General features: G+C 34.3%; 22 protein-coding genes. 5 read left to right on the top strand and 17 right to left on the bottom strand.

From position 1 onward, the window contains the following. Positions 1-6: 6 nt before the first annotated feature. The 3 genes from bamD to pgsA all read right to left on the bottom strand — a co-directional run bounded on the left by bamD (position 7) and on the right by pgsA (position 2378). Positions 7-693, bottom strand: coding sequence for an outer membrane protein assembly factor BamD (bamD, locus tag OM967_RS07220; RefSeq protein ID WP_211907903.1), 687 nt, complete (start codon positions 691-693; stop codon positions 7-9). 67 nt (positions 694-760) lie between these two features. Then, positions 761-1735, bottom strand: coding sequence for a hypothetical protein (locus OM967_RS07215; RefSeq protein WP_250120318.1), 975 nt, complete (start codon positions 1733-1735; stop codon positions 761-763). Positions 1736-1835: 100 nt separating this feature from the next. Then, positions 1836-2378: a CDP-diacylglycerol--glycerol-3-phosphate 3-phosphatidyltransferase gene (gene pgsA, locus OM967_RS07210; protein WP_250120317.1), complete on the bottom strand. Its 543-nt coding sequence runs from the start codon at positions 2376-2378 to the stop codon at positions 1836-1838. A gap of 119 nt (positions 2379-2497) precedes the next feature. Here pgsA and OM967_RS07205 point away from each other — a divergent pair, with 119 nt between their 5' ends. The 3 genes from OM967_RS07205 to grxD are packed head-to-tail and all read left to right on the top strand — an operon-like array spanning position 2498 to position 4414. Next, positions 2498-3817: a malic enzyme-like NAD(P)-binding protein gene (locus tag OM967_RS07205; RefSeq protein WP_264337845.1), complete on the top strand. Its 1320-nt coding sequence runs from the start codon at positions 2498-2500 to the stop codon at positions 3815-3817. Positions 3818-3855: 38 nt separating this feature from the next. Further along, positions 3856-4074, top strand: a complete 219-nt coding sequence (locus OM967_RS07200; protein ID WP_211907895.1) for a BolA/IbaG family iron-sulfur metabolism protein — start codon at positions 3856-3858, stop codon at positions 4072-4074. A 16-nt stretch (positions 4075-4090) separates the two neighbouring features. Next, the gene (gene grxD / locus OM967_RS07195) at positions 4091-4414 is read left to right on the top strand and encodes a Grx4 family monothiol glutaredoxin (RefSeq protein WP_211907893.1); all 324 of its coding nucleotides are present in this window, start codon (positions 4091-4093) and stop codon (positions 4412-4414) included. Positions 4415-4598: 184 nt separating this feature from the next. Here the strand turns inward: grxD and OM967_RS07190 are convergent, their stop codons facing one another. From OM967_RS07190 to OM967_RS07175, 4 genes are all read right to left on the bottom strand, one after another. Beyond that, a complete protein-coding gene (locus OM967_RS07190; protein ID WP_264337844.1) occupies positions 4599-5633 on the bottom strand; it encodes an efflux RND transporter periplasmic adaptor subunit in 1035 nt (344 codons plus the stop codon). A 1027-nt stretch (positions 5634-6660) separates the two neighbouring features. After that, complete coding sequence (locus OM967_RS07185) at positions 6661-8049, bottom strand: hypothetical protein (RefSeq protein ID WP_211907889.1); 1389 nt, start codon at positions 8047-8049, stop codon at positions 6661-6663. Positions 8050-8205: 156 nt separating this feature from the next. Further along, positions 8206-10875, bottom strand: a complete 2670-nt coding sequence (ppdK, locus tag OM967_RS07180) for a pyruvate, phosphate dikinase (RefSeq protein WP_264337843.1) — start codon at positions 10873-10875, stop codon at positions 8206-8208. 64 nt (positions 10876-10939) lie between these two features. Continuing rightward, positions 10940-11071 carry a hypothetical protein gene (locus OM967_RS07175; RefSeq protein WP_256438220.1) on the bottom strand — a complete coding sequence of 44 codons (132 nt, stop codon included), beginning with the start codon at positions 11069-11071 and terminating at the stop codon, positions 10940-10942. Between the two features lie 469 nt (positions 11072-11540). Here OM967_RS07175 and fabG point away from each other — a divergent pair, with 469 nt between their 5' ends. Both fabG and OM967_RS07165 read left to right on the top strand, forming a co-directional pair. Next, positions 11541-12275 carry a 3-oxoacyl-[acyl-carrier-protein] reductase gene (gene fabG / locus OM967_RS07170; RefSeq protein ID WP_211907885.1) on the top strand — a complete coding sequence of 245 codons (735 nt, stop codon included), beginning with the start codon at positions 11541-11543 and terminating at the stop codon, positions 12273-12275. Between the two features lie 93 nt (positions 12276-12368). Next, positions 12369-12704, top strand: coding sequence for a TrbC/VirB2 family protein (locus OM967_RS07165; protein ID WP_250120311.1), 336 nt, complete (start codon positions 12369-12371; stop codon positions 12702-12704). A 1-nt stretch (position 12705) separates the two neighbouring features. Here OM967_RS07165 and OM967_RS07160 read toward each other — a convergent pair whose 3' ends face one another. From OM967_RS07160 to rpsM, 10 genes are all read right to left on the bottom strand, one after another. Further along, positions 12706-13995: a M48 family metalloprotease gene (locus OM967_RS07160; RefSeq protein ID WP_211907881.1), complete on the bottom strand. Its 1290-nt coding sequence runs from the start codon at positions 13993-13995 to the stop codon at positions 12706-12708. A 71-nt stretch (positions 13996-14066) separates the two neighbouring features. Beyond that, a complete protein-coding gene (gene ribB, locus OM967_RS07155; RefSeq protein WP_211907878.1) occupies positions 14067-14720 on the bottom strand; it encodes a 3,4-dihydroxy-2-butanone-4-phosphate synthase in 654 nt (217 codons plus the stop codon). A 3-nt stretch (positions 14721-14723) separates the two neighbouring features. Next, positions 14724-15218 carry a transcription elongation factor GreA gene (gene greA, locus OM967_RS07150; RefSeq protein WP_211907876.1) on the bottom strand — a complete coding sequence of 165 codons (495 nt, stop codon included), beginning with the start codon at positions 15216-15218 and terminating at the stop codon, positions 14724-14726. A 9-nt stretch (positions 15219-15227) separates the two neighbouring features. Then, positions 15228-16769, bottom strand: a complete 1542-nt coding sequence (gene atpA, locus OM967_RS07145; RefSeq protein ID WP_007302558.1) for a F0F1 ATP synthase subunit alpha — start codon at positions 16767-16769, stop codon at positions 15228-15230. Then, on the bottom strand, positions 16766-17314 hold the full coding sequence (gene atpH / locus OM967_RS07140; protein WP_250120310.1) for an ATP synthase F1 subunit delta: 549 nt from the start codon (positions 17312-17314) through the stop codon (positions 16766-16768). Before atpH ends, atpA begins: the two co-directional genes overlap by 4 nt. 38 nt (positions 17315-17352) lie before the next feature. After that, positions 17353-17706 (bottom strand): YraN family protein, encoded by a 354-nt coding sequence (locus OM967_RS07135; RefSeq protein ID WP_211907872.1) that lies wholly within the window; start codon positions 17704-17706, stop codon positions 17353-17355. An 11-nt stretch (positions 17707-17717) separates the two neighbouring features. Next, entirely contained in the window at positions 17718-18146 is a 429-nt protein-coding gene (gene rplQ / locus OM967_RS07130; RefSeq protein WP_010404731.1) for a 50S ribosomal protein L17, read from the bottom strand. A gap of 7 nt (positions 18147-18153) precedes the next feature. After that, positions 18154-19221: a DNA-directed RNA polymerase subunit alpha gene (locus tag OM967_RS07125; RefSeq protein ID WP_264337842.1), complete on the bottom strand. Its 1068-nt coding sequence runs from the start codon at positions 19219-19221 to the stop codon at positions 18154-18156. Between the two features lie 20 nt (positions 19222-19241). Beyond that, the gene (gene rpsK, locus OM967_RS07120) at positions 19242-19628 is read right to left on the bottom strand and encodes a 30S ribosomal protein S11 (protein WP_006012273.1); all 387 of its coding nucleotides are present in this window, start codon (positions 19626-19628) and stop codon (positions 19242-19244) included. A 24-nt stretch (positions 19629-19652) separates the two neighbouring features. Next, entirely contained in the window at positions 19653-20021 is a 369-nt protein-coding gene (gene rpsM, locus OM967_RS07115) for a 30S ribosomal protein S13 (RefSeq protein ID WP_006012270.1), read from the bottom strand. Between the last annotated feature and the right edge of the window lie 45 nt (positions 20022-20066).

Below are 20066 nucleotides of genomic sequence, written 5' to 3'. Positions count from 1 at the left end.
AGAAAACTAATTAACCCCTTCTACTAACATATTTTCATACTGCTCAGCTTCTAAGTCAAGGCCAAGAGCTAAGTGAGCTGTTATTAAATAACTAATAACTCTAGAAGAATATTTAGAATCTTTATCGCTTATCATATTTTGAAAACGCTTAATTGCTGCTAAATATTCACCACGCTTTAGGTAAAATTCACCAATAGAATACTCTTTTTTTGATATATGTTCTGTGATTAATTTTTCTTTTTCTTTGATCTCTTCTATATATTCGCTATTCGGAAAAAGATTAATATATTCAGTAGCTAGCTCTAAAGTTTTATATGCAATTTGTTGCCCAAGCTGCACTTTGTTAATTTGCATGTAATAAGATAATACTCTTAAGTAATATACATATGGCAAATCTTCACCATTTGGATAAACGTATATATAATCATCCATATCACTTGCAGCACCGCTGTATTTACCCATATTATAGTGAGAAAATCCAGACAATAATTTGGCTTTCATTGCCCAATAAGATAAAGGATACAAATCCTCTATCTTTTGAAATGCTCTAATAGCTTGCTTATATTTTTTCTGATCATAAAGCTTAACTGCCTCCTCATATAGTTCAGTTTCAGTGTGTTCAAGGTCATTCGCATATAACTGCGTAAAGTGGCAAATTAGAAGAAAAAAGCATATGATTAAAGTCTTATACATAAGATTTTTTTTGATCAAAATAAAGTATAGACTAAATATTACCTAAATAAACAAATTTTTGGCATTATCATCGAGCAAAAACCTGCCCTTCCCGTATATTACCTATACCAGCACCTGTTGAAACACCTTTTCCACTCACTTCTACGTTCTCTAGCTTTCTAATATAAGAATGTATGATCAATCCACTTCCGACCATCAAAAGAGCAATACCTACTAGACCTAAAGCAGGTCCAACAGCAGATAATGCTACTTCAGAAATCAACATTATCCTCCTGACTAGTAATAAAGAAGAACCAGCAAGCATTAACTTAGCTGTAGACATATTGCTTGTCTTTTTTTCAGATTTCTCATCAAAGCCTTGATCTTTTTCTACTTCAGAATTTTTATTTTTCTTGTACTCACAATAGCAAAAAGTAGCACTCGCTACAAAGTAGAATATACTAGAAATTGAAAAAGCTACGTCTTCTATTATTCCTTGTGCCAATGCTTCGCTTACTATGCTAGCCACAATAACTAATGTAACTAAAGCAGCATCAGCATAGTTACAGTAATCATCAACTGTATAAGGAATATCTCTCTTTTCTTTTTCTCCATCTTCAATATTCTCCAACTCTCGTTCTTTTTCTGCTATTTTTCTATTATTATAAATTAAATATAGCGTGCAAATAAGAGATAAGACTGTGAAAGGTAATATAATATGGCCTAATGCACCGCTTATAAGGCCAAGTAATACCTGATCGCTACATGTTTTTTCGAGCTCAATTGCCATCAGCAATGCAAATGGAACCATTGTTGCCAATGATACACATTTTCTATTTAGCTCTCTTTTTTTTAACGTTAATAACTCCTGTTCCAGCTTCTGCTTTTTTTTTCCTTCTTCAAGTATTAATAATTCTTGCTCAAGTTTTTTTCTCTTTTTTTCTTCTTCATCAACTGTTGACCAGAAATCTCGAAAAAAATCCTCTATTTTAATATCTTTCTCAGAACTTGATCTCTTAAAGGAAGACTCAGTATTAAAGCTATCTATAATAATACCAGTCATACAAACTTGACTAATTTATAAACTAATACATTATACAGGATTTTAACTAATCAGTCAATATTGTGAAATTATTAACTTTCTTTGTATACTCTTAAGCAATTTAGTCAATCTGTTTGATGCTAGCTAGAACGTAATTATAGCCTGACCACATAGTCATAACAGCTGCAGCCCATAAGCAAATCACACCTGCATATCGAATTTTCTCATAATCACTCATTATTAGCGCTACCACAGCAATCATCTGCAAAAATGTTTTAATTTTTCCAGCCTTACTCACAGGTAGGCTAACGTTTGTAGCTATCAAAAACTCCCGCATACCTGAAACTAATATCTCCCTACAAACAATTATAACTGACGGTATAATTGTAATATCATCTATCTTGTGCTTATAAACTAGCATGATTATTGTTGAAGCTACTACTAACTTGTCGGCAATTGGATCAAATAACTTGCCAAAATTCGATTGGACTTTCCATGCACGTGCTAAATAACCATCAAAAAAATCTGTAATGCACGCAAACATAAAGATCAATATTGTTATTAGACTTGCATATTTACTTTCTATATAAAAGCTTGATATTATTGCCGGTATCGCGAGCGCACGAGAAATTGTTAGCAAATTAGGCACGTTTTTCTTAAGCATGTAAGTCACACTATTGGTAGATAAACTTATACAGAAGTACAGCAGAATTCACAAGCTAATAGTTGAACATTCATAAAAACCCCATATACTTAAAAAATTACTAACAATAAGCTCAAAGCATGAATAATGATTTAGATAACACCACAAAACAAGAAGCACTTAAGTACCATAATAAAAGTGGTAAACCTGGTAAGGTATCGGTTATACCAACAAAACCCTTATCCACACAGCATGACCTATCACTTGCTTATTCCCCTGGTGTTGCAGCCCCATGCCTTGCAATAGCTAAAAATCCTAAAGCTGTTTATGATTACACGGCAAAAAGCAATTATGTGGCTGTCATTTCAAATGGCACCGCAGTGCTGGGACTTGGCAATATCGGTCCTCTTGCTTCAAAACCCGTCATGGAAGGCAAAGCTGTTTTATTTAAGCGTTTTGCTGACATTGATGCAATTGATATAGAAGTTGACACAGAAAACATAGAAGATTTCATCAATGCAGTAAGGTATCTTGGTCCAAGTTGGGGGGGAATAAATTTAGAAGATATAAAATCTCCTGATTGTTTCATAATAGAAAAACGTCTAAATGAATTGATGGATATTCCGGTTTTTCATGATGATCAACATGGAACTGCAGTAGTTGTTGCAGCTGGTATAGAAAATGCCCTCGATATTGCTGGAAAGAAATTAGAGAATGTCAAGATCATCATGAATGGTGCTGGAGCAGCTGGTATTGCGTGTTTGGAAATACTGAAGTCTATGGGTGCTAAGAACATAGTACTATGTGACAAACAAGGAGTAATACACAAAGACAGAAAAGAGGATATGAATGAGTGGAAGGAAAAATATGCAATTGACACTAAAGAACGTTCTCTACTTGATGCCATAAAAGGCGCTGATATATTCATCGGACTATCCGCAAAGGATGTGCTTAGCGAAGAGATGTTAAAAAGCATGGGTAAAGACCCGATCATTTTTGCTCTTGCTAACCCTGATCCAGAAGTAAGGCCTGAATTTGCAAAATCTGTAAGGCCAGATGCAATAATTGCAACTGGTAGGTCAGACTATAACAACCAAGTCAATAACGTAATGGGATTTCCTTACATATTCAGAGGAGCACTCGACGTACATGCAACGACAATAAATGATGAAATGAAAATTGCTGCTGCAGATGCAATAGCAAAGCTTGCCCGCGAATCAGTGCCAAATGAGATATCTGCAGCCTATGACGGTCGTAAAATGAGCTATGGACGTGAATATATAATACCTACTCCATTTGATCCAAGATTAATTTCTATAGTATCTCCTGCTGTTGCAAAAGCTGCAGTTACTTCAGGTGTGGCAAGAAAGGAAATAGAGAACTGGAATAAGTATGAAAGCCAATTAAAATCTCGTCTTGCTAGTGCTCTAAGCACGCTGAATCTATTGTCTTCACAATAATTAATTGCGTATTTTAGACTTATAATTAAAATAAACTGATGACTATTACAATTCACGAGTTAGAGAAAATTATCAAACAATCATTTCCTGATGCTGATATAAAGATTAAGGACCTTGCTGGAGATGATGATCATTACCATCTAAAAATAACTTCCAAGTGTTTTTCTGGAAAGACAAAAATAGAACAACATAGAATGGTATATAAAGCTCTCAAAGATCAGTCTATACATGCATTGCAACTAGAAACTAGCACTTAAAATTAAGGTGATATTTATGAACAACTTTGAACAAATAAAAAAAGACATAGCAGAAAATGATGTAGTGCTGTATATGAAAGGCACCTCTGACTTTCCTCAATGCGGATTCTCTGGGCTCGTCGTGTCAATTCTCAAAAAATTGAATGTAAAGTTTAAATGCATCAACGTACTTGAGAATGATGAAATACGTCAGTCCATAAAAAGTTTTTCTGATTGGCCAACAATTCCACAAATATATATAAAGGGAGAGTTTATTGGTGGCTGTGACATAATCCGTGAGATGTATGAAAACGGTGAATTACAAAATTTGTTAAAAGAAAAAAAGGTTATTGCCGAGTAAGTTTACACAGCAGAGTGGCAAAATAAAAACATAGTGTCAGTGTCCAGACACTGCCTTCTTTTCTGGATTTCAGTGTCAGCTACTTGAATGACACCCTTTTAGTAGCACACACACAACTGTACAAATATTGTGATTTATACCTCAAAAATGCGAGTAGCTCATTTGGTGTCATGTTACATTCGAGTTATACCTTATCACCAGGCTTCACAAATAGATGACCCAATGTTATTAGCTTTATAGGCTTACTTTCATTATTTGCGACTACCCAAACTCCATCGTCTTCATAATCAACAATTTCTATTGCTGTAAATACTACATAATTATTATCATCAACAATCTTTATTCCAAGAATACCATCGTCATTTAAGCTTAAGGCCGAAGAAGGAATTTTATATGCAAATCTTTCACCTGAAGGGAGGCTTACACTAGCAGTCAGTCCTTGCAAAGATATAATCTCATTATCAGTTACCTTTACCTCCACTCTATAAGATCCAGTTTTAGGCTCAGCAATTTTACTAATAAAACTCACTTCACCTACTAATTCCCTTCCGTCTAGCAAATTAATTTGCGCTGTGCTACCTAGCTTTATTTTATTTACTTCATTTTCTGAAACATATAACACCACAAGAACCTGATTAAAATTAACTATGTCATTTATCTTATGTCCAAGATTAACAAAATCCCCTTCATTTACGTTGATCTTATCTATATAACCATCAATAGGAGATTTAATCGCAGTGTTTTCTAAATCCAATTCTAGCCTTTTTAGGTCAGCTTTTGCACTCTGCAATGCAGTAAAAGCTGATTCCACTCTTATCTGTGCTCCATAGCCTTTTTTATTCAATTTTCGAGAGGAATCATACTCAATTTCACGCTGATTTAATAAAGCTTTGGCTTTCTCAACTTGTGCAACTCTGTCATAATCTTCTATCTTTAAAATTACATCGCCTCTTTTTACTTTTTCACCATCAGACAAATAAATAGCAATAACTTGACCACTTGTTCTTGAGACAAGGCTTGCCCTATGCAAGGGATTTACTGTACCAGAAAAATTTAAATATACAGTGCGATTTTGTGGAGTATAATCCTGAGTTTTTACTGAAAAACTACTAATTGGATTATCACTATGAACCGCCTGATCTTTTTTTAAAAATGTATTGTTGATAAAAAACAGTAGAATAAGAGCAATACTGAAAACGATGATTACTTTGTTTCTCATCCTTAAACAGTAAAATTTATTGACCAATCTTGTTAGAAATAACTGCATAAATTTTCAAATATCAGAAGTATAAGTATAATACATCTATTGTCACTCTATAAACAGTTTTACGTAAGCAAATTTTCCTACAATAAGTAAGTTTGCCAAAATGAAATTTTTAATTAAGAAACCTTATCCGAAAAGTTATTATGTCAATATAAGAATTAACATTATATTAGCATATAAGTACTAACGTGCTATTAGTTTTATAATTAAGGAGTATATTATGACAAACCCTATACTAAACCCTCCATTTTAATGGAAGGCACTTCATGATTGCTATAGAGAATGTGAAGAAAAGTCCCCAGGGTGGGTAACAGCAGAGCGAAATAATTGCAAGTGGTACTGTCGTCTGAAAGATACTCATGGCTTATTTAAATCTGATTCACAAGAAGAGTCGACACCTATTGATATAAGTAGTACATTCAGAGAGATTGGAAATAAATTCTATGATCCCGCAGATTCAGTGCTGTTCTATAGTAAAATAAAGGATCAAAGTTCAATTAGTAAGTCTACTTTTGTAGACTTACTCTCTCATATTGACTCAACTGCAGAGCTGAAGTGCTAATGCCTGATTTTTTTTACTGACTTTCCGTATTTTCAGGAAGAGGAGACCCTATTAACTCCATCTTGGTCTGTTGTACCACAATGTGCGTACAGCAACTAAAAGGGTGTCATCCCAGTGCGTGACACTGGAATCCATAATCTTTTCAAAAACTCAGAATTCCTTGATCCCAGTGTCACGCACTGGGATGACACCTATTTATTTTCGGTGCTCCCTTTCTTGTCATCCGAGTAGCCTTTGCTTGTCATTCAAGTAGCAGACACTCGAATCCATTATACTCCGTAAATTTAACTGGATGCCAGTGTCTGAGCACTGGCATGACAACAAAGGAGCTACTTTCATGACAACATTTAGTTGTATTTCTCTCATCTACCTATTTTGCCACCCTGATGAGTAGATATATTAGCATATATTTAATAGAGTTTAGCTCTTCACTAAACGGGCACCCAATTGTTCAACACTATCAATTTTAATTTGTAAAGTATCCTTTACAAACTTGTTAGCCTGGTCTGTACTCATAAAAGCTACCCATTTATTAGGCATTAATTTTTCCATAACAGCTCTATCTTTATTTTGCAAATGACAAATATAGCTATACTTTTTAAAATCTAGAAGTTTAGCAAAGCCATCACGATCATTCTCATGGTGAAAAGCAACATTTATACCTACTATTTCGTCCGTTTCTTGCAGCTTTCCATCTTTATCTATTACCTGTGCCTTAGCAAGCGCAACTGTAGGTTTATGGCCATAATTTGCTCCAATAACCCTTCTTATTGAATGTTCTATTGCTATTTTTTGCACTTCAGGATTTTCATCAAACTCTTTCAAAAAATTAAGGTGTAAGTTAATATATTCAGAGTATTTCAATCTGTGTTTTTTATGTATAGTTGGTTTGTAGGACAGTTCATTTGTAGGTGACTTATAGTTTGCAAGAAGCAATTTTTGTTCATACTGCTCATTAAATTCCTTTATCTTTTCAAAATGTCTTTCATATTGAGTCAATCCATCTTTCCCTTTTTTCTCCATCCTTTCCAAGAATTTCTCTACAGGTTCTCGTTTGGCTAGATTAATTTTGCGTATAAGCGGAATTTGTTTTTTCAAGCTAATCCAATATGGTAGGCAAACAACTTTTGCATCTTTCGAAAATAGACCTTCTAACTTTTTCACTGCATTGTATAAGTTTGCTGATTCTGGTTTATAATGCCCGCTATTATTGTCTATATAAGTTATTTTACCATTTACCACTTTCATTAAACCAGAACATAAAACTGGCCTACCACCTGCAAGAGTTGAATGACGATAAGCCCATTCGCTTTTGTTAACATTAATATGTTCATGAGTTACTAATTTTCCATCAAGCGTGATAACATAAGCTACACAACCTTTTTTACCCTTACTAATTTTATCAGTTGTATCATATAGTTTGCCTTTAAAGCCTTTTAACTTATTACCTTCCACTTCTGGCATTAAGTCCACGTATAATTTTCCTTTATAAGGAATTTTAGTATACTCTGCTTGGTCATCTGGAGTAAAATACTTAACCCTTGTATTAGTTCCAGGAATTTTTCTTCCTTCAACTCCAACTTCTGGAAACAAATTATATCGTGGAAAAAAATAAGTAAAATTATTCTCTATCCAATACAGAATCTTATTTATGATACCAAAAACCTTTCTATTACCTAAATCAATAGAGAGTTGCTGTTCCTTTGGTACTGCTAGATAATTGGACTTTGTACCAGATTTGCCAAATTCTTTGGCAGCATATTTAAACTTTTCTAGTAAATATTCCTTACGTTCTTTTGATACTGACATTTTTACCTAACTCACTATTATTTTATCTTATATTATTTTAAACAAAAAATCAGTCTTTCTTAAGATATTAAGAAAAAAGTAGCAGCAAAATAGCTAAACTGACTTAGATTTATCGACAATTTGAAAAATCATCATTCCGCTACTTGTTAGCGAAATCTATGTTCGTACAGTTGTGCTGCCCAACAAACTTATGCTAAGCTGTGCTGCCACTAATTTTGCAACCGGTACTCTATAGGGCGAGCATGACACATAATCAACCCCTGATTTGATGAAAAACTCTATGGACTGTGGATTCGCTCCATGCTCTCCACATATACCAAGTTTAATTTCTTTTCTGGTTTTTTTGCCCCTTTCGATAGCTATTCTGATTAATTCCCCTACCCCTTCGACATCTAGCACCTCAAAGGGATCGTTTTTGAAGATGTTGCTTTCCTTATAAGAATCGAGGAAATTAACTGAATCATCTCGTGAAAGTCCCATAGTTGTTTGTGTTAAATCATTAGTGCCAAAACTAAAAAATTCTGCGTGTTTTGCGAGTTTGTCAGCAATAAGTGCTGCTCTTGGCAGTTCTATCATTGTTCCGATTGAATAATTCACATCGAAATTTTTAGCTTCTTTCTTTACTAACTCGCATATCAGAACAAACTCTTTCTCGCTCATGATAAAAGGAATCATGATTTCAGGTTTCACTTCTATCTTCTTTTCTTTCCTTAATTCACTTGCAGCACTGAGTATTGCCCTAATCTGCATTTTATATATTTCAGGATGAGAAATAGCAAGCCTACACCCTCGATGGCCAAGCATTGGATTTTTTTCTGATAACTGTACTATTTTATTTTTTACCGATTCAACTGACTTATTCAGTGATCTGGCGATTTTTTCTATAATGGATTGATCATGAGGTAAAAACTCATGTAGAGGTGGATCAAGTAATCGTATAGTGACTTCCTTGCCCTCCATAATAAAAAACATTTCTTTGAAATCAGACTTTTGCATTTCTTCGAGTTTATTTAATGCACTTGCCCTTTCATTTTCATCATCAGCTATTATCAATTTTTGAATGAATTCGATCCTATCACTAGCAAAAAACATATGTTCTGTGCGACATAAGCCTATACCTTCTGCACCGAATCCTTTTGCAATTTTTGCATCTTTTGGAGTATCAGCGTTCGCTCTCACCTTCACTGTTTTGACTTTATCTACCCAGTTAATTATCGTTTTGAACTCTTGAGATAATTCAGGCAAAATTGTAGGGAGAATACCAAGCATAACCTCTCCTGTTCCTCCATTGATGGTGATTGATTCACCTTTATTTACTTTTATATCCCCCATAGAAAGAAATTTTTCATCTTTATCAATATAAAGTCCATTTAGACTACAAATACATGGTTTACCCATTCCACGAGTTACAACAGCGGCATGCGAGGTCATACCTCCTCGCGCTGTTACTATTCCACTTGCAGCATTCATTCCATTAATATCTTCAGGGCTCGTCTCTGATCTTACCAAAATTACTTTTTTGCCCTGCTCTGCAGCTTTTTCAGCATCACTTGCACTGAATACTACATATCCAGAAGCAACACCTGGAGAAGCTGGCAGTCCTTTGCCTATTACTTCTTGATCGATTTTAACATCAAGAACTGGATGCAATAAATTGTCAAAAGTTTTTGGATCAATTCTCAATATTCCTTCCTCTTTTGTAATCACTCCTTCGTTTACCATATCAACTATTATGCGAATAGCAGCTTCGGCTGTGCGCTTGCCAGACCTAGTCTGCAAAATCCATAACTTACCGTCCTGTACAGTAAATTCGATATCCTGCATGTCCTTATTATGACTTTCAAGTTTTTCACATATCGCGCATAATTCTCGGTAAACACTTGGTAGCAACTTCTCCATGGTACTTTCTTGCTCCCCGTCAATTGGCATAGGAGTATAAACACCAGAAACCACATCCTCACCCTGAGCATTAACTAAAAACTCACCAAAAAGCTTTTTTTCTCCAGTTGAAGGATTACGTGTAAATATCACGCCGGTTGCAGAATTATCATTTAAATTACCAAAAACCATTGCTTGTACATTAACTGCAGTTCCAAGGTTTTCAGGAATATTATGTATTCTTCTATAGGAAACAGCCCTATCATTTTTCCAAGAGGCAAATACTGCATTAACTGAGTTTAACAATTGCTCTTCAACGTTCTGCGGAAAATGTTTCTCGGTTTTTTCATATACTATCTTTTTAAAATCGTTAACAATTCTCTTTAAAACATCAACATCAAGATCAGCTAAGCTTTTTGCTCCACTCTTTTGCTGCTCATTATCAATAACATCTTGAAATAGGTGATGATCAAGCTGTAGTACAACATTGGAGTACATCATGATGAAACGGCAGTAGCTATCGTAAGTAAAACGTTCGCCACTTTTTTTTGCAAGCCCAACAACGGTTTCATCATTTAGACCAACATTTAAAATAGTATCAAGCATGCCCGGCATTGAACTAACACTACCAGAGCGTATGGAAACTAATAAGGGATTATTTAAATCCCCAAATTTACAACCGATGTCATTTTCGAGCATCATCATGTAGTTTTTTATCTCGTTACGTAGATCACAAGACAATTCATTATCTTGACAATAGGCCTGACAAACAGCAGTGGAAATTGTAAAACCAGGTGGAACAGGAATGCCAATGTTACACATCTCTGCCAGATTTGCTCCCTTCCCTCCTAGTAGATTTCTCATTGCTGCATTGCCTTCACAGTTGCTTTGGCTAAAGTAATATATTAACTTTTCTTGCATTTTCTTCGGATTTTCACTAATATACATACTATTCTAATAAATTTGTCAGGCAGGAGTAATAAATTTTGTAAAATTCAGCAGAGCTAATACATTAAATAGTCCCTTTTCCTTTCATTCCAGTACTCTTTTCTGTCATCTCAACGACCTCTATGATGTCATTCCAGCGCATGACGCTAGAATCCAGTTTGTCCATAATCTCACCAAAAACGTTGTGTTTTAGCATAATTTTGTGCTCAATATGCTTATTTGTAGTAAAGACTTCTGGATTCCAGCATCAAGTGCTGGAATGACACCGTCATACCTGTTGGAGTATGAATGTAGCCTTATCTCACACTCCTGTCATCCCAGTGCCCAGACACTGGGATCCAGAAGACTGATCAAGTAATAAGAACTAGTCACGCGCTGGCTCTCTTAAATTACTTTAGCTATAAGTGTTAAGAAATTTACCAATCAAAAAAAGGCAAAAGAATCCACATGGTGCTAATTTTATTACTGTAATTGATAATGTGCTAACTCTTAAAATAAGCGCGATCTGGCCGAATGTAGAAAAAATAAAAAAGGCATTCAGCCGACATAATTTCGCCAATAAATACAAGATTTGTCAAGAAGCTTCTATTAAATGAAAGTTATGAAAAAAATCTATTGCAAGTCTTTTAATATTCTGTTAAGAGCTGGAACAAATAAAAATTATTATGTTTGGATTAGAGAATAAGAAATTTCTGATTACTGGTGCATCAGGCGGAATAGGCCAGGCAATTGTAGAAATTATGCATAAGGCCAGAGCAACTTTATGTATTTCTAGTACAAAAAAAGAAGTACTCGAAGAAGTTGCTAAAAAATATGAAAAAAACATTCACGTACTTCCTTGCGACTTATCAAATCCTGAAGAGGTAAATCAACTAATAAATAAAGCAAGTGAGTTGATGAAAGGCTTTGATGGACTCATATGCAATGCAGGAATTACACAAGACAGCTTATTGTTGAGAATGACAGATGAAGCATGGCAAAAGGTAATTGATATTAATTTGAACTCTACATTTAAACTAAATAGAGAAGCATGCAGAAAATTAATTAAAAACAACTGGGGAAGAATTATAAATCTTTCCTCAATAGTAGGTTTAACAGGCAATGCCGGGCAAGTAAATTATGCAGCATCAAAAGCTGGAATAATAGCTATGAGCAAATCTATAGCAAAAGAAGTTGCAAGTCGCGGTGTAACAGTAAATTGCATTGCTCCTGGGTTTATAGATACTAAGATGACTGAAGTTTTAAATGAAAAACAAAAAGAAAAAATATTAGATAATATTCCAATGCAAAGAATGGGAACAGGAGAAGAAATAGCAGCAGGAGTATTGTTTTTAGCAAGCGACGAAGCAAGATATATAACGGGGCATGTGCTTAACATCAATGGTGGGCTATTTATGTAGCAACACTTATTTATGGACAAACTATGAGTTTTACCTTAAAATAAATATATATAAATTTAGATTCACACTAGTTTATTACTTGGAGGCAAAAGAATGAGTTATATAATAAAAAAACTTTTTAATGCTTTATGTATAGTGCTGTTTCTCTCTTTTTCAGATTACGCAAATGCTGCTGATAATATAGATGATACAACTGCCCAAGTAATATGCAATATTATTGGTTATATTTGGGGAATAGGTGGGCCACTTATGACTGTAGTCATAATAGGTGCAGCTTTGCTTGCAATATTTGGTAGAATGCCATGGCCAGCTCTCTTTGCCTTGGGTATGTTTTGTGGTGTATTTTTTGGCGCCAAAACGATTATAATGAAAATTATACCCAATATAAGTACTGAAGTAAAAGATATGTTGGATAAGTGCGGGAAATAACCTAAAAATAAGTGTGTTTTTGTGTGTATTGTTCCTTCATATCCTCAATTTGCAGCAAGCAAGAGCTATCTTTCGGTAAAGTTTTAATAGCTAACTCAGCGTACTTCATAAATTTCTCTAAATTACCTTCAATACAAGCCTTTTTCGTCAAAGCAAAATAATACATTGCCATATCAGCGCTACGTTTATATGCAATACTTAAATACTTCCAGACAAAGGCGTTATTTGTTTCTACGTTTGCAACCTGCTCTAGGTAAAAAATTGCCTTCTCTATTTCACCGTGTAATAATAAAGTATGAGATAACGCAAGTTTCACTAAATAGTTATTCTTCTCAGATAAATATCTAAGTGATTCTTCATACATTTTTATTGCTTCACTTAAATTTCCAGCTTTGTATAACATCTCCGCTTTTAATTCATATAAATAAGGATCATTGCGTGACTCTTGAATCAATGAATTAACTTTAGTAATAGCCTCTTCTATCTTTCCTTGCCTATAGTGAATTACAGCATTTACATACTTAGAACTACCTTCATATTTACTAGATAACACATGAATAGGAGCAAAGAAAGAGTCTAGCTTTGCAAGCATACGCTCAAACTTCAGCAATTTATCTGCAAGGATTGGTTTTATATTGTTTTTAACCTTATAATTCTGTACAGCAAATATACGCTTATCACTAAGTGGGTGAGTGCGGAAATACTCTTCAGTGTTTTCATGCTCAATACTCTTAAAATAGTCAAAAATCTCTTTCATACCCAAATTATCATAGCCAGATTCATCTAGGTATCTTAAAGCATAGCTATCTGCTACACTCTCTTGCTCTTGAGAATAGTTAAAAAACAACCTTGAACTAAGCGTTACACCACTAAGCAAGATTGCACTCGCAACCTGAGGGTTAATGACAATACTAGAAACTAATCCTACCATATAACTAACCATTGCTATTGATTGAAAATAACCTACAGCACTACTCATTTGTAATACATGACCAGCAGATATATGAGCAATTTCATGTGCTAATATACCAAGTAAGACATAAGGTTCAGTCGAATATTGTAAAAGCCCTAAATGAATGAAAATGCTATTATTGTTAATTACAAAAGCATTAATCGATCTATCATCAACTATAAAAACTTTTATTTTATCATTATCAATACCCGCAGCAGAAAATAAAGGTTGCGCTAGATCCTTCACTACCGCTTCCACTTCACTATCTCTAATAATACTAACAGAGTAAGCGCTATTACAGTATACGAAAAAAAATAGTAAAACAAAAAGCTTAGACATGGAAGTTCCTTGTTTGTATAACTTTTAGGAATTTTACATTTTAACATTTAAACTATACGAATTTATAAACGCTAGTTTAAATTTTGAACGTAACTGATAAGTTTATCAATGGTAGTTAACTTAATTTTGTGTTGTTCAGCAAATTCAAGCAACTGGGGTAAGCGCATCATAGAGCCATCATCATTCACTAATTCACACCCTACAGCCGCATGACTAGATCCAACCAATTTTGCTATCTCAACACTTGCCTCAGTATGACCGTTGCGTGCTAAAACCCCGCCCTCACTTGCAATAATAGGAAAAACATGACCAGGAGTAATAATATCATCCTTAGTACTTTTTCCATCAATAGCGGTAAGTATCGTATGCGTTCTATCATGAGCAGAAACACCCGTTGTAATACCATAACGAGCATCGACTGACGTAGTAAATGCAGTGTGAGGAATAAGTGCTTCATCTACATTACTTCTCTTCATAAATTCAAGGTTAAGTTTATTCATGTAAAACTTTGTCATAGCTAAAAACACAATACCAGTGCCATACCTAACCATAAAAGCAATATGTTCTGGTTTCACCTTTTCAGCTAAAATAACCAAATCACCTTCATTCTCTCTGTTTTCATCGTCAACTAAAATGAATAATTTACCAGAACTAGCATCCCTCAATACATCTTCCACAGAAGAAATACCGGGTAGACTAATTGAAGGATAAGTTACTTGTACCATGATTTACTTAAACTCAATCTTAACTATTTTATACAATTTCTCTCCATTTGGCACTATCACTTCCACATACTCACCAACTTTTTTGCCAATTAAAGCACTACCGAGTGGTGAATCCGTAGAGATCAACTGCTTTGAAGCATCAGCTTCATATCCACCTACAATCTTATAAACATATTCAATTTCACTGTTATCATCGTTTAACATGCTTACCGTAACAGTTGCACCAAACATTACTGTATCACCAGACAAATTTTTTACTTCTATCACTTCTGCATGTGAAAGTTTACTTTCTACCTCAATTATACGGCCTTCAATAAAACTTAATCTCTCCCGTGCTGCATGATATTCTGCATTTTCGGATAAATCGCCTTGATCACGAGCATCAGAAATAGCCTGTATGATAGAAGGTTTTTCTTCCTTTAATTTCTCAAGTTCGACTTGCATACTCTCAAAACCTTCCCTTGTAATAGGAAATTTGTTAATAATGGATGAAGTCATAATCACCACCTAAACGCAATTAAATTGAGTGACAAAATCACTCACAATACCAAGAATATCATCTTTTATATCATCATTCATGTCACCCGACAACTTTTTTAAAACTCCAGGGTGAACAGTTTGAAAATAATTGATAAGATCACACTCGAACCTATTGATGTTGCTCACCTGTACCTTATTTAATTGACCATACAGATTAGAAAAGATATACATAAGCAATACTTGCTCTTCTATTTGCATAGGTGAATACTGTTTTTGCTTTAATAATTCAATAAGGTATTTACCTTTGTTTAAGGACAATTGAACAGTAGCATCAAGATCAGAACCAAATTTAGCAAAGTCTTCTAGTTCTCTATATTGGGCCAAACTCAGCTTTATAGAACCAGCAACTTTTTTCACAGATTTCAATTGTGCAGCAGAGCCAACCCGAGAAACCGATAAACCTATATTCACTGCAGGGCGAAATCCTTTGTGAAACAATTCAGACTCAAGAAAAATTTGTCCATCGGTAATTGAAATCACATTAGTTGGAACATATGCAGATACATCACCAGCCTGAGTCTCAATAATCGGCAAAGCAGTCAAAGATCCCTGTCCTTTTTCATCAGACATTTTGGCAGCTCTTTCAAGCAAGCGAGAGTGTACATAGAATATATCTCCAGGATAAGCTTCACGACCAGGAGGACGTCTGAGCAATAAGGACATCTGCCTATATGCCACAGCATGCTTAGATAAATCATCATATACCACCAAGCAATGCATTCCATTATCACGGAAAAATTCTCCAATAGTGCAACCGGTATAAGGTGCTAAAAATTGCATAGGCGCGCAGTCAGATGCGCTAGCCACAACTACGGTTGTATACTCTAATGCTCCACTTTCTTTTAGCTTATTCACCACTTTTGCTACCGTCGAAATTTTTTGTCCAATAGCAACATAAACACAGTAAATTTTTTGATTTTCGTTTACCTCATCATTAATCTTCTTCTGATTGATAATAGTATCAATCGCAATAGTGGTTTTACCAATTTGTCTATCGCCAATAATTAATTCACGTTGCCCTCTACCTATAGGAATCAACAAATCTATAATTTTAATTCCTGTCTGCAGAGGTTCATGCACAGATTTACGGTCAATAATACCTGGCGCTTTAGATTCTATATACATTTTGTTCTTGGCTCTAATTTCTCCGCCATCGTCTATAGGATCGCCTAATGCATTTACAACTCTCCCTAATAATTCATGACCTACAGGCACCTGTACAACATCACCACTACATTTTACAACGTCCCCTTCTTTTACATCACGGTCATTGCCAAGCACAACTATTCCAGCTGTATCATGATCTAAATCAAGAACTATTCCTTCTACACCGCTTGCAAAAGATACCTTTTCACCAAACTTTGCTTTTTCCAGCCCATAGACCAATGTGATACCATCCGTTACTGAAATTACTTCACCTATATTTTCTCGTTTTATAGGATTATCAAATGTCTCAACCTTCTCTTTTATTATGTTTACTACTTCAGAGGCATTTATGCTATTCTTCATATATAATTCCTTATTTTCAACATTTCCATTTTACTCAAATCAACCAATCTATCCAAATAACTCTTAAGCGAAGCATCAATCAAGTTAAAACCATACCTAACTACGAAGCCACCTAGTATAGAAGGATCAACCACATTACTGACTTTTATTATTTTACCAAGAAAGTTCAAAGATTCAGTAATTATTTTTATATCAGGTTTCTTTAAAACCTCTGCTGATTTTATAGTAATTTCCAATTCGTTTTCACTTTCCCTTACAAGATTTAAGAATTTTTCTAATATAAGGATTAATAAACGGGAGCGCTTGTTTGCAAGTGTAACCATAATAAATTTGACTAAGTTTTCACTCAAGTTCTCATTTATAGAAAGTATCGCTTCTTTTTTGTGCAAAAGAGAAACCATAGGATGAGATAGATACACAAAAACATCTTGATCTTTAAAAAAAGCTAACAAAAATTCTACTTCTTTTCTTATAATACCTAATCTGCTTCCTGAGACATGAAACAGTGCTCTAGCATAAGATGAAACTAAATTATTGTTTTTCATATTAAATTACCTATTCTAGTAAATCTAAGTTATTTAAGCTACCATTCCTCAATCCAAGCATTTTTTATATAAATAGGTCTTCTCCTTAAGGAAAGAAAACATAAATCATATCTGACTGAATAATCTAAAAAATCAAGATTTTTACTTAAGAAATATTTAGAAGAATTTATAATAGACTGACACTGAAAATGAGATATCGGTAATTCTTTTCCAAATAAACTTGTTTTAACTTCTATAAAAATCAGCTCCTTTTTTTTAGATACAATTAAGTCAATTTCACCCAACTTACAACGGAAGCGACGTTTTATAACATTATAGAATTTCAGCTTTAAATATATCGAAACTAACAATTCTCCAAAGTAACCTACAAAATAGCGTAACCTACTTACCATAAAAAGAATAATTAGCTTTGTGTAACTACTTTGCTTCCTTTTTTATTTTTACTATAAATCTCACCTTTTGCTGAAATATCTCTATCAACTAGCTCTATCACTGCCATTGGAGCGCAATCACCCTTTCGAGTACCAAATTTTATTATTCTAGAATATCCACCTTTACGGTCTTGATAACGATTAGCTAGAACGCTTAATAATTTATCAACTACTAACTTACTATTATGAAGACGTGAAAGCAAAAGCCTTCTACCATGTAAAGAATCGTTATTCTTAGCAATTGTAATAAACTTTTCCACATATGGACGAAGTGCTTTAGCCTTTGGTAAAGTAGTTACAATCTGCTCATGATTAATTAACGAGATAGATAGATTCTTTAACATTGATAACCTATGCTCGGTACAACGAGACAGTTTATTTTTCTTTATTCCATGTTTCATATACTACCTAATCCTCATCAGTATGTTGTTTAGCCAGTTCCTCTATATCCTTAGGCGGCCAATTTGGTATATTCATACCCAAAGACAAACCTGAATTATTTAAAATTGCCTTGATTTCATTCAAAGACTTTCGGCCAAAATTAGCAGTTCTTAACATTTCAACTTCCGTCTTTTGCACAAGATCACCTATATAAGTGATATTTTCATTTTTCAGACAGTTATGAGATCTAACAGATAATTCCATTTCATCTACTTTACGCAATAGAACAGGATCATAGCCCAAATCTTTAGCACCACCAGACAAAGAAACTTGCGATTTTTTATAACTCATATCAGAACTAATAAAAGGCTGAAATTGCTCCTGTAATATTCTTGCAGCATAGTCAACAGCTTGACTTGGAGAGATTGTACCATCAGTTTCAATTGACAATATCAGCTTATCTTTATCAGTAACTTGACCAACACGACTATTCTCTACTCTATACGAAACCCTCTCAACAGGACTATATAAAGCATTAACTGGAATAAAACCAATTAAATCTTGTTCATTCATAGACTTTAAAAATTTATTTTCTTTATATTTATTTACAGAAAGATAACCTTTTCCACTAGCAACATATATAGTAATGTTAAGCTCCACATCTTGACCTAGTGTACATATCACCAAATCTTTATTAACAATAGAGCACTGGTCATCAGTTTCTATCATTCCAGCTAATACTTGACAAGGCCCTTTAGCGCTCAAATTTAAGCACTTATTAGACGTGTTATTTAGCTTACATCTCAACATGCCCATATTTAATGCTATATCAGTTATGTCTTCCCTAACTCCTTGGATCGAAGTAAATTCATGATTCACGCCTTCAATTTTTATTCCATAAACAGCACTACCGCGAAGAGAAGACAACATTACACGCCTTAATGCATGACCCAACGTTAAAGCAAAACCACTTTCCAAAGGTTCTAGAACTATATCACCTTTTTTACTTGAATCACCTGATATTACCTTAATCGCATTAGGCTTAGTTAATCTATCTAAATTTCCACAGAAAGAAACACTATCACTATAATACATACAAAAACCTTCCAAATATCCTATACTCTTCTTTTTTTCCTTAATCTACAACCATTATGAGGTATCGCCGTTTTATCTGCAATTGAAGTGACAGTCAATCCACAATTCCGAAGTGCTTTAACTGCAGCTTCTGCACCAAAACCAGGACCACGAATTATTACAGAAACAACCTTCATACCAAATCTCTCTATTACTTTCTTCGCAGCAGAATCGGCAACCTTACCTGCAGCATAAGGTGTGGATTTTCTCGAACCAGAAAAACCACATGCACCAACAGAAGTTTGGTAAAGCGTATTACCACAAACATCAGTCACATTTACAAAAGTATTATTAAAAGTTGCACGAATATGGACAATACCAGTAATAAACCTTTTTGTATTCTTACCAACCGTTTTAACTTTTTTCATAAAAACTCACGATAATAACAAATTTTATTTTTTCCCAGCAATAGGCAATTTAGATCTGCCTTTACGAGTTTTAGCATTAGTATGGGTTCTTTGTCCCCTCACAGGCAAACCTTTTCTATGCCTTAATCCTCTATAGCAACCGATTTCCATTAAAGATTTTATATCCATAGCCACTTTTTTTCTTAGCTCACCCTCTATGACATATTTTTGCCTAATAAAACTACTAATTTTCTCTATATCTTCATCTTGTAATTCTGAAACACGCTTACGCTCATCAATTTTACAGCTACGACAAATTATATTCGCAGTAGTAATACCTATACCATGTATATAAGTTAATGCAAAAGGAATACACTTCTTCACTGGAACATTTATGCCTGCAATACGTGCCACTGATACCTCGATACTTTATTAATAATAACTCTTAATTTATACCAT

The organism is Wolbachia endosymbiont (group B) of Dolichovespula media (genome assembly GCF_947179505.1).
Taxonomy (GTDB): Bacteria; Pseudomonadota; Alphaproteobacteria; order Rickettsiales; family Anaplasmataceae; genus Wolbachia.
This window is presented reverse-complemented; position numbering and strand designations above follow the sequence as displayed.

What these genes read in the sequence shown, in the direction of transcription:
- rpsK (WP_006012273.1), bottom strand. Translation starts at nt 19,628, where the DNA reads ATGAAAAAAGTTAAAACGGTTGGTAAGAATACAAAAAGGTTTATTACT.
- OM967_RS07135 (WP_211907872.1), bottom strand. Translation starts at nt 17,706, where the DNA reads ATGGTAAGTAGGTTACGCTATTTTGTAGGTTACTTTGGAGAATTGTTA.
- OM967_RS07185 (WP_211907889.1), bottom strand. Translation starts at nt 8,049, where the DNA reads ATGTCAGTATCAAAAGAACGTAAGGAATATTTACTAGAAAAGTTTAAA.
- grxD (WP_211907893.1), top strand. Translation starts at nt 4,091, where the DNA reads ATGAACAACTTTGAACAAATAAAAAAAGACATAGCAGAAAATGATGTA.
- greA (WP_211907876.1), bottom strand. Translation starts at nt 15,218, where the DNA reads ATGACTTCATCCATTATTAACAAATTTCCTATTACAAGGGAAGGTTTT.
- OM967_RS07160 (WP_211907881.1), bottom strand. Translation starts at nt 13,995, where the DNA reads ATGTCTAAGCTTTTTGTTTTACTATTTTTTTTCGTATACTGTAATAGC.
- rplQ (WP_010404731.1), bottom strand. Translation starts at nt 18,146, where the DNA reads ATGAAACATGGAATAAAGAAAAATAAACTGTCTCGTTGTACCGAGCAT.
- ribB (WP_211907878.1), bottom strand. Translation starts at nt 14,720, where the DNA reads ATGGTACAAGTAACTTATCCTTCAATTAGTCTACCCGGTATTTCTTCT.
- OM967_RS07125 (WP_264337842.1), bottom strand. Translation starts at nt 19,221, where the DNA reads ATGTATTATAGTGATAGTGTTTCTTTCTGTGGAAATTTAGATAGATTA.
- OM967_RS07175 (WP_256438220.1), bottom strand. Translation starts at nt 11,071, where the DNA reads ATGCTAAAACACAACGTTTTTGGTGAGATTATGGACAAACTGGATTCT.
- OM967_RS07165 (WP_250120311.1), top strand. Translation starts at nt 12,369, where the DNA reads ATGAGTTATATAATAAAAAAACTTTTTAATGCTTTATGTATAGTGCTG.
- ppdK (WP_264337843.1), bottom strand. Translation starts at nt 10,875, where the DNA reads ATGTATATTAGTGAAAATCCGAAGAAAATGCAAGAAAAGTTAATATAT.
- atpA (WP_007302558.1), bottom strand. Translation starts at nt 16,769, where the DNA reads ATGAAGAATAGCATAAATGCCTCTGAAGTAGTAAACATAATAAAAGAG.
- OM967_RS07200 (WP_211907895.1), top strand. Translation starts at nt 3,856, where the DNA reads ATGACTATTACAATTCACGAGTTAGAGAAAATTATCAAACAATCATTT.
- OM967_RS07215 (WP_250120318.1), bottom strand. Translation starts at nt 1,735, where the DNA reads ATGACTGGTATTATTATAGATAGCTTTAATACTGAGTCTTCCTTTAAG.
- OM967_RS07190 (WP_264337844.1), bottom strand. Translation starts at nt 5,633, where the DNA reads ATGAGAAACAAAGTAATCATCGTTTTCAGTATTGCTCTTATTCTACTG.
- bamD (WP_211907903.1), bottom strand. Translation starts at nt 693, where the DNA reads ATGTATAAGACTTTAATCATATGCTTTTTTCTTCTAATTTGCCACTTT.
- OM967_RS07205 (WP_264337845.1), top strand. Translation starts at nt 2,498, where the DNA reads ATGAATAATGATTTAGATAACACCACAAAACAAGAAGCACTTAAGTAC.
- pgsA (WP_250120317.1), bottom strand. Translation starts at nt 2,378, where the DNA reads ATGCTTAAGAAAAACGTGCCTAATTTGCTAACAATTTCTCGTGCGCTC.
- atpH (WP_250120310.1), bottom strand. Translation starts at nt 17,314, where the DNA reads ATGAAAAACAATAATTTAGTTTCATCTTATGCTAGAGCACTGTTTCAT.
- fabG (WP_211907885.1), top strand. Translation starts at nt 11,541, where the DNA reads ATGTTTGGATTAGAGAATAAGAAATTTCTGATTACTGGTGCATCAGGC.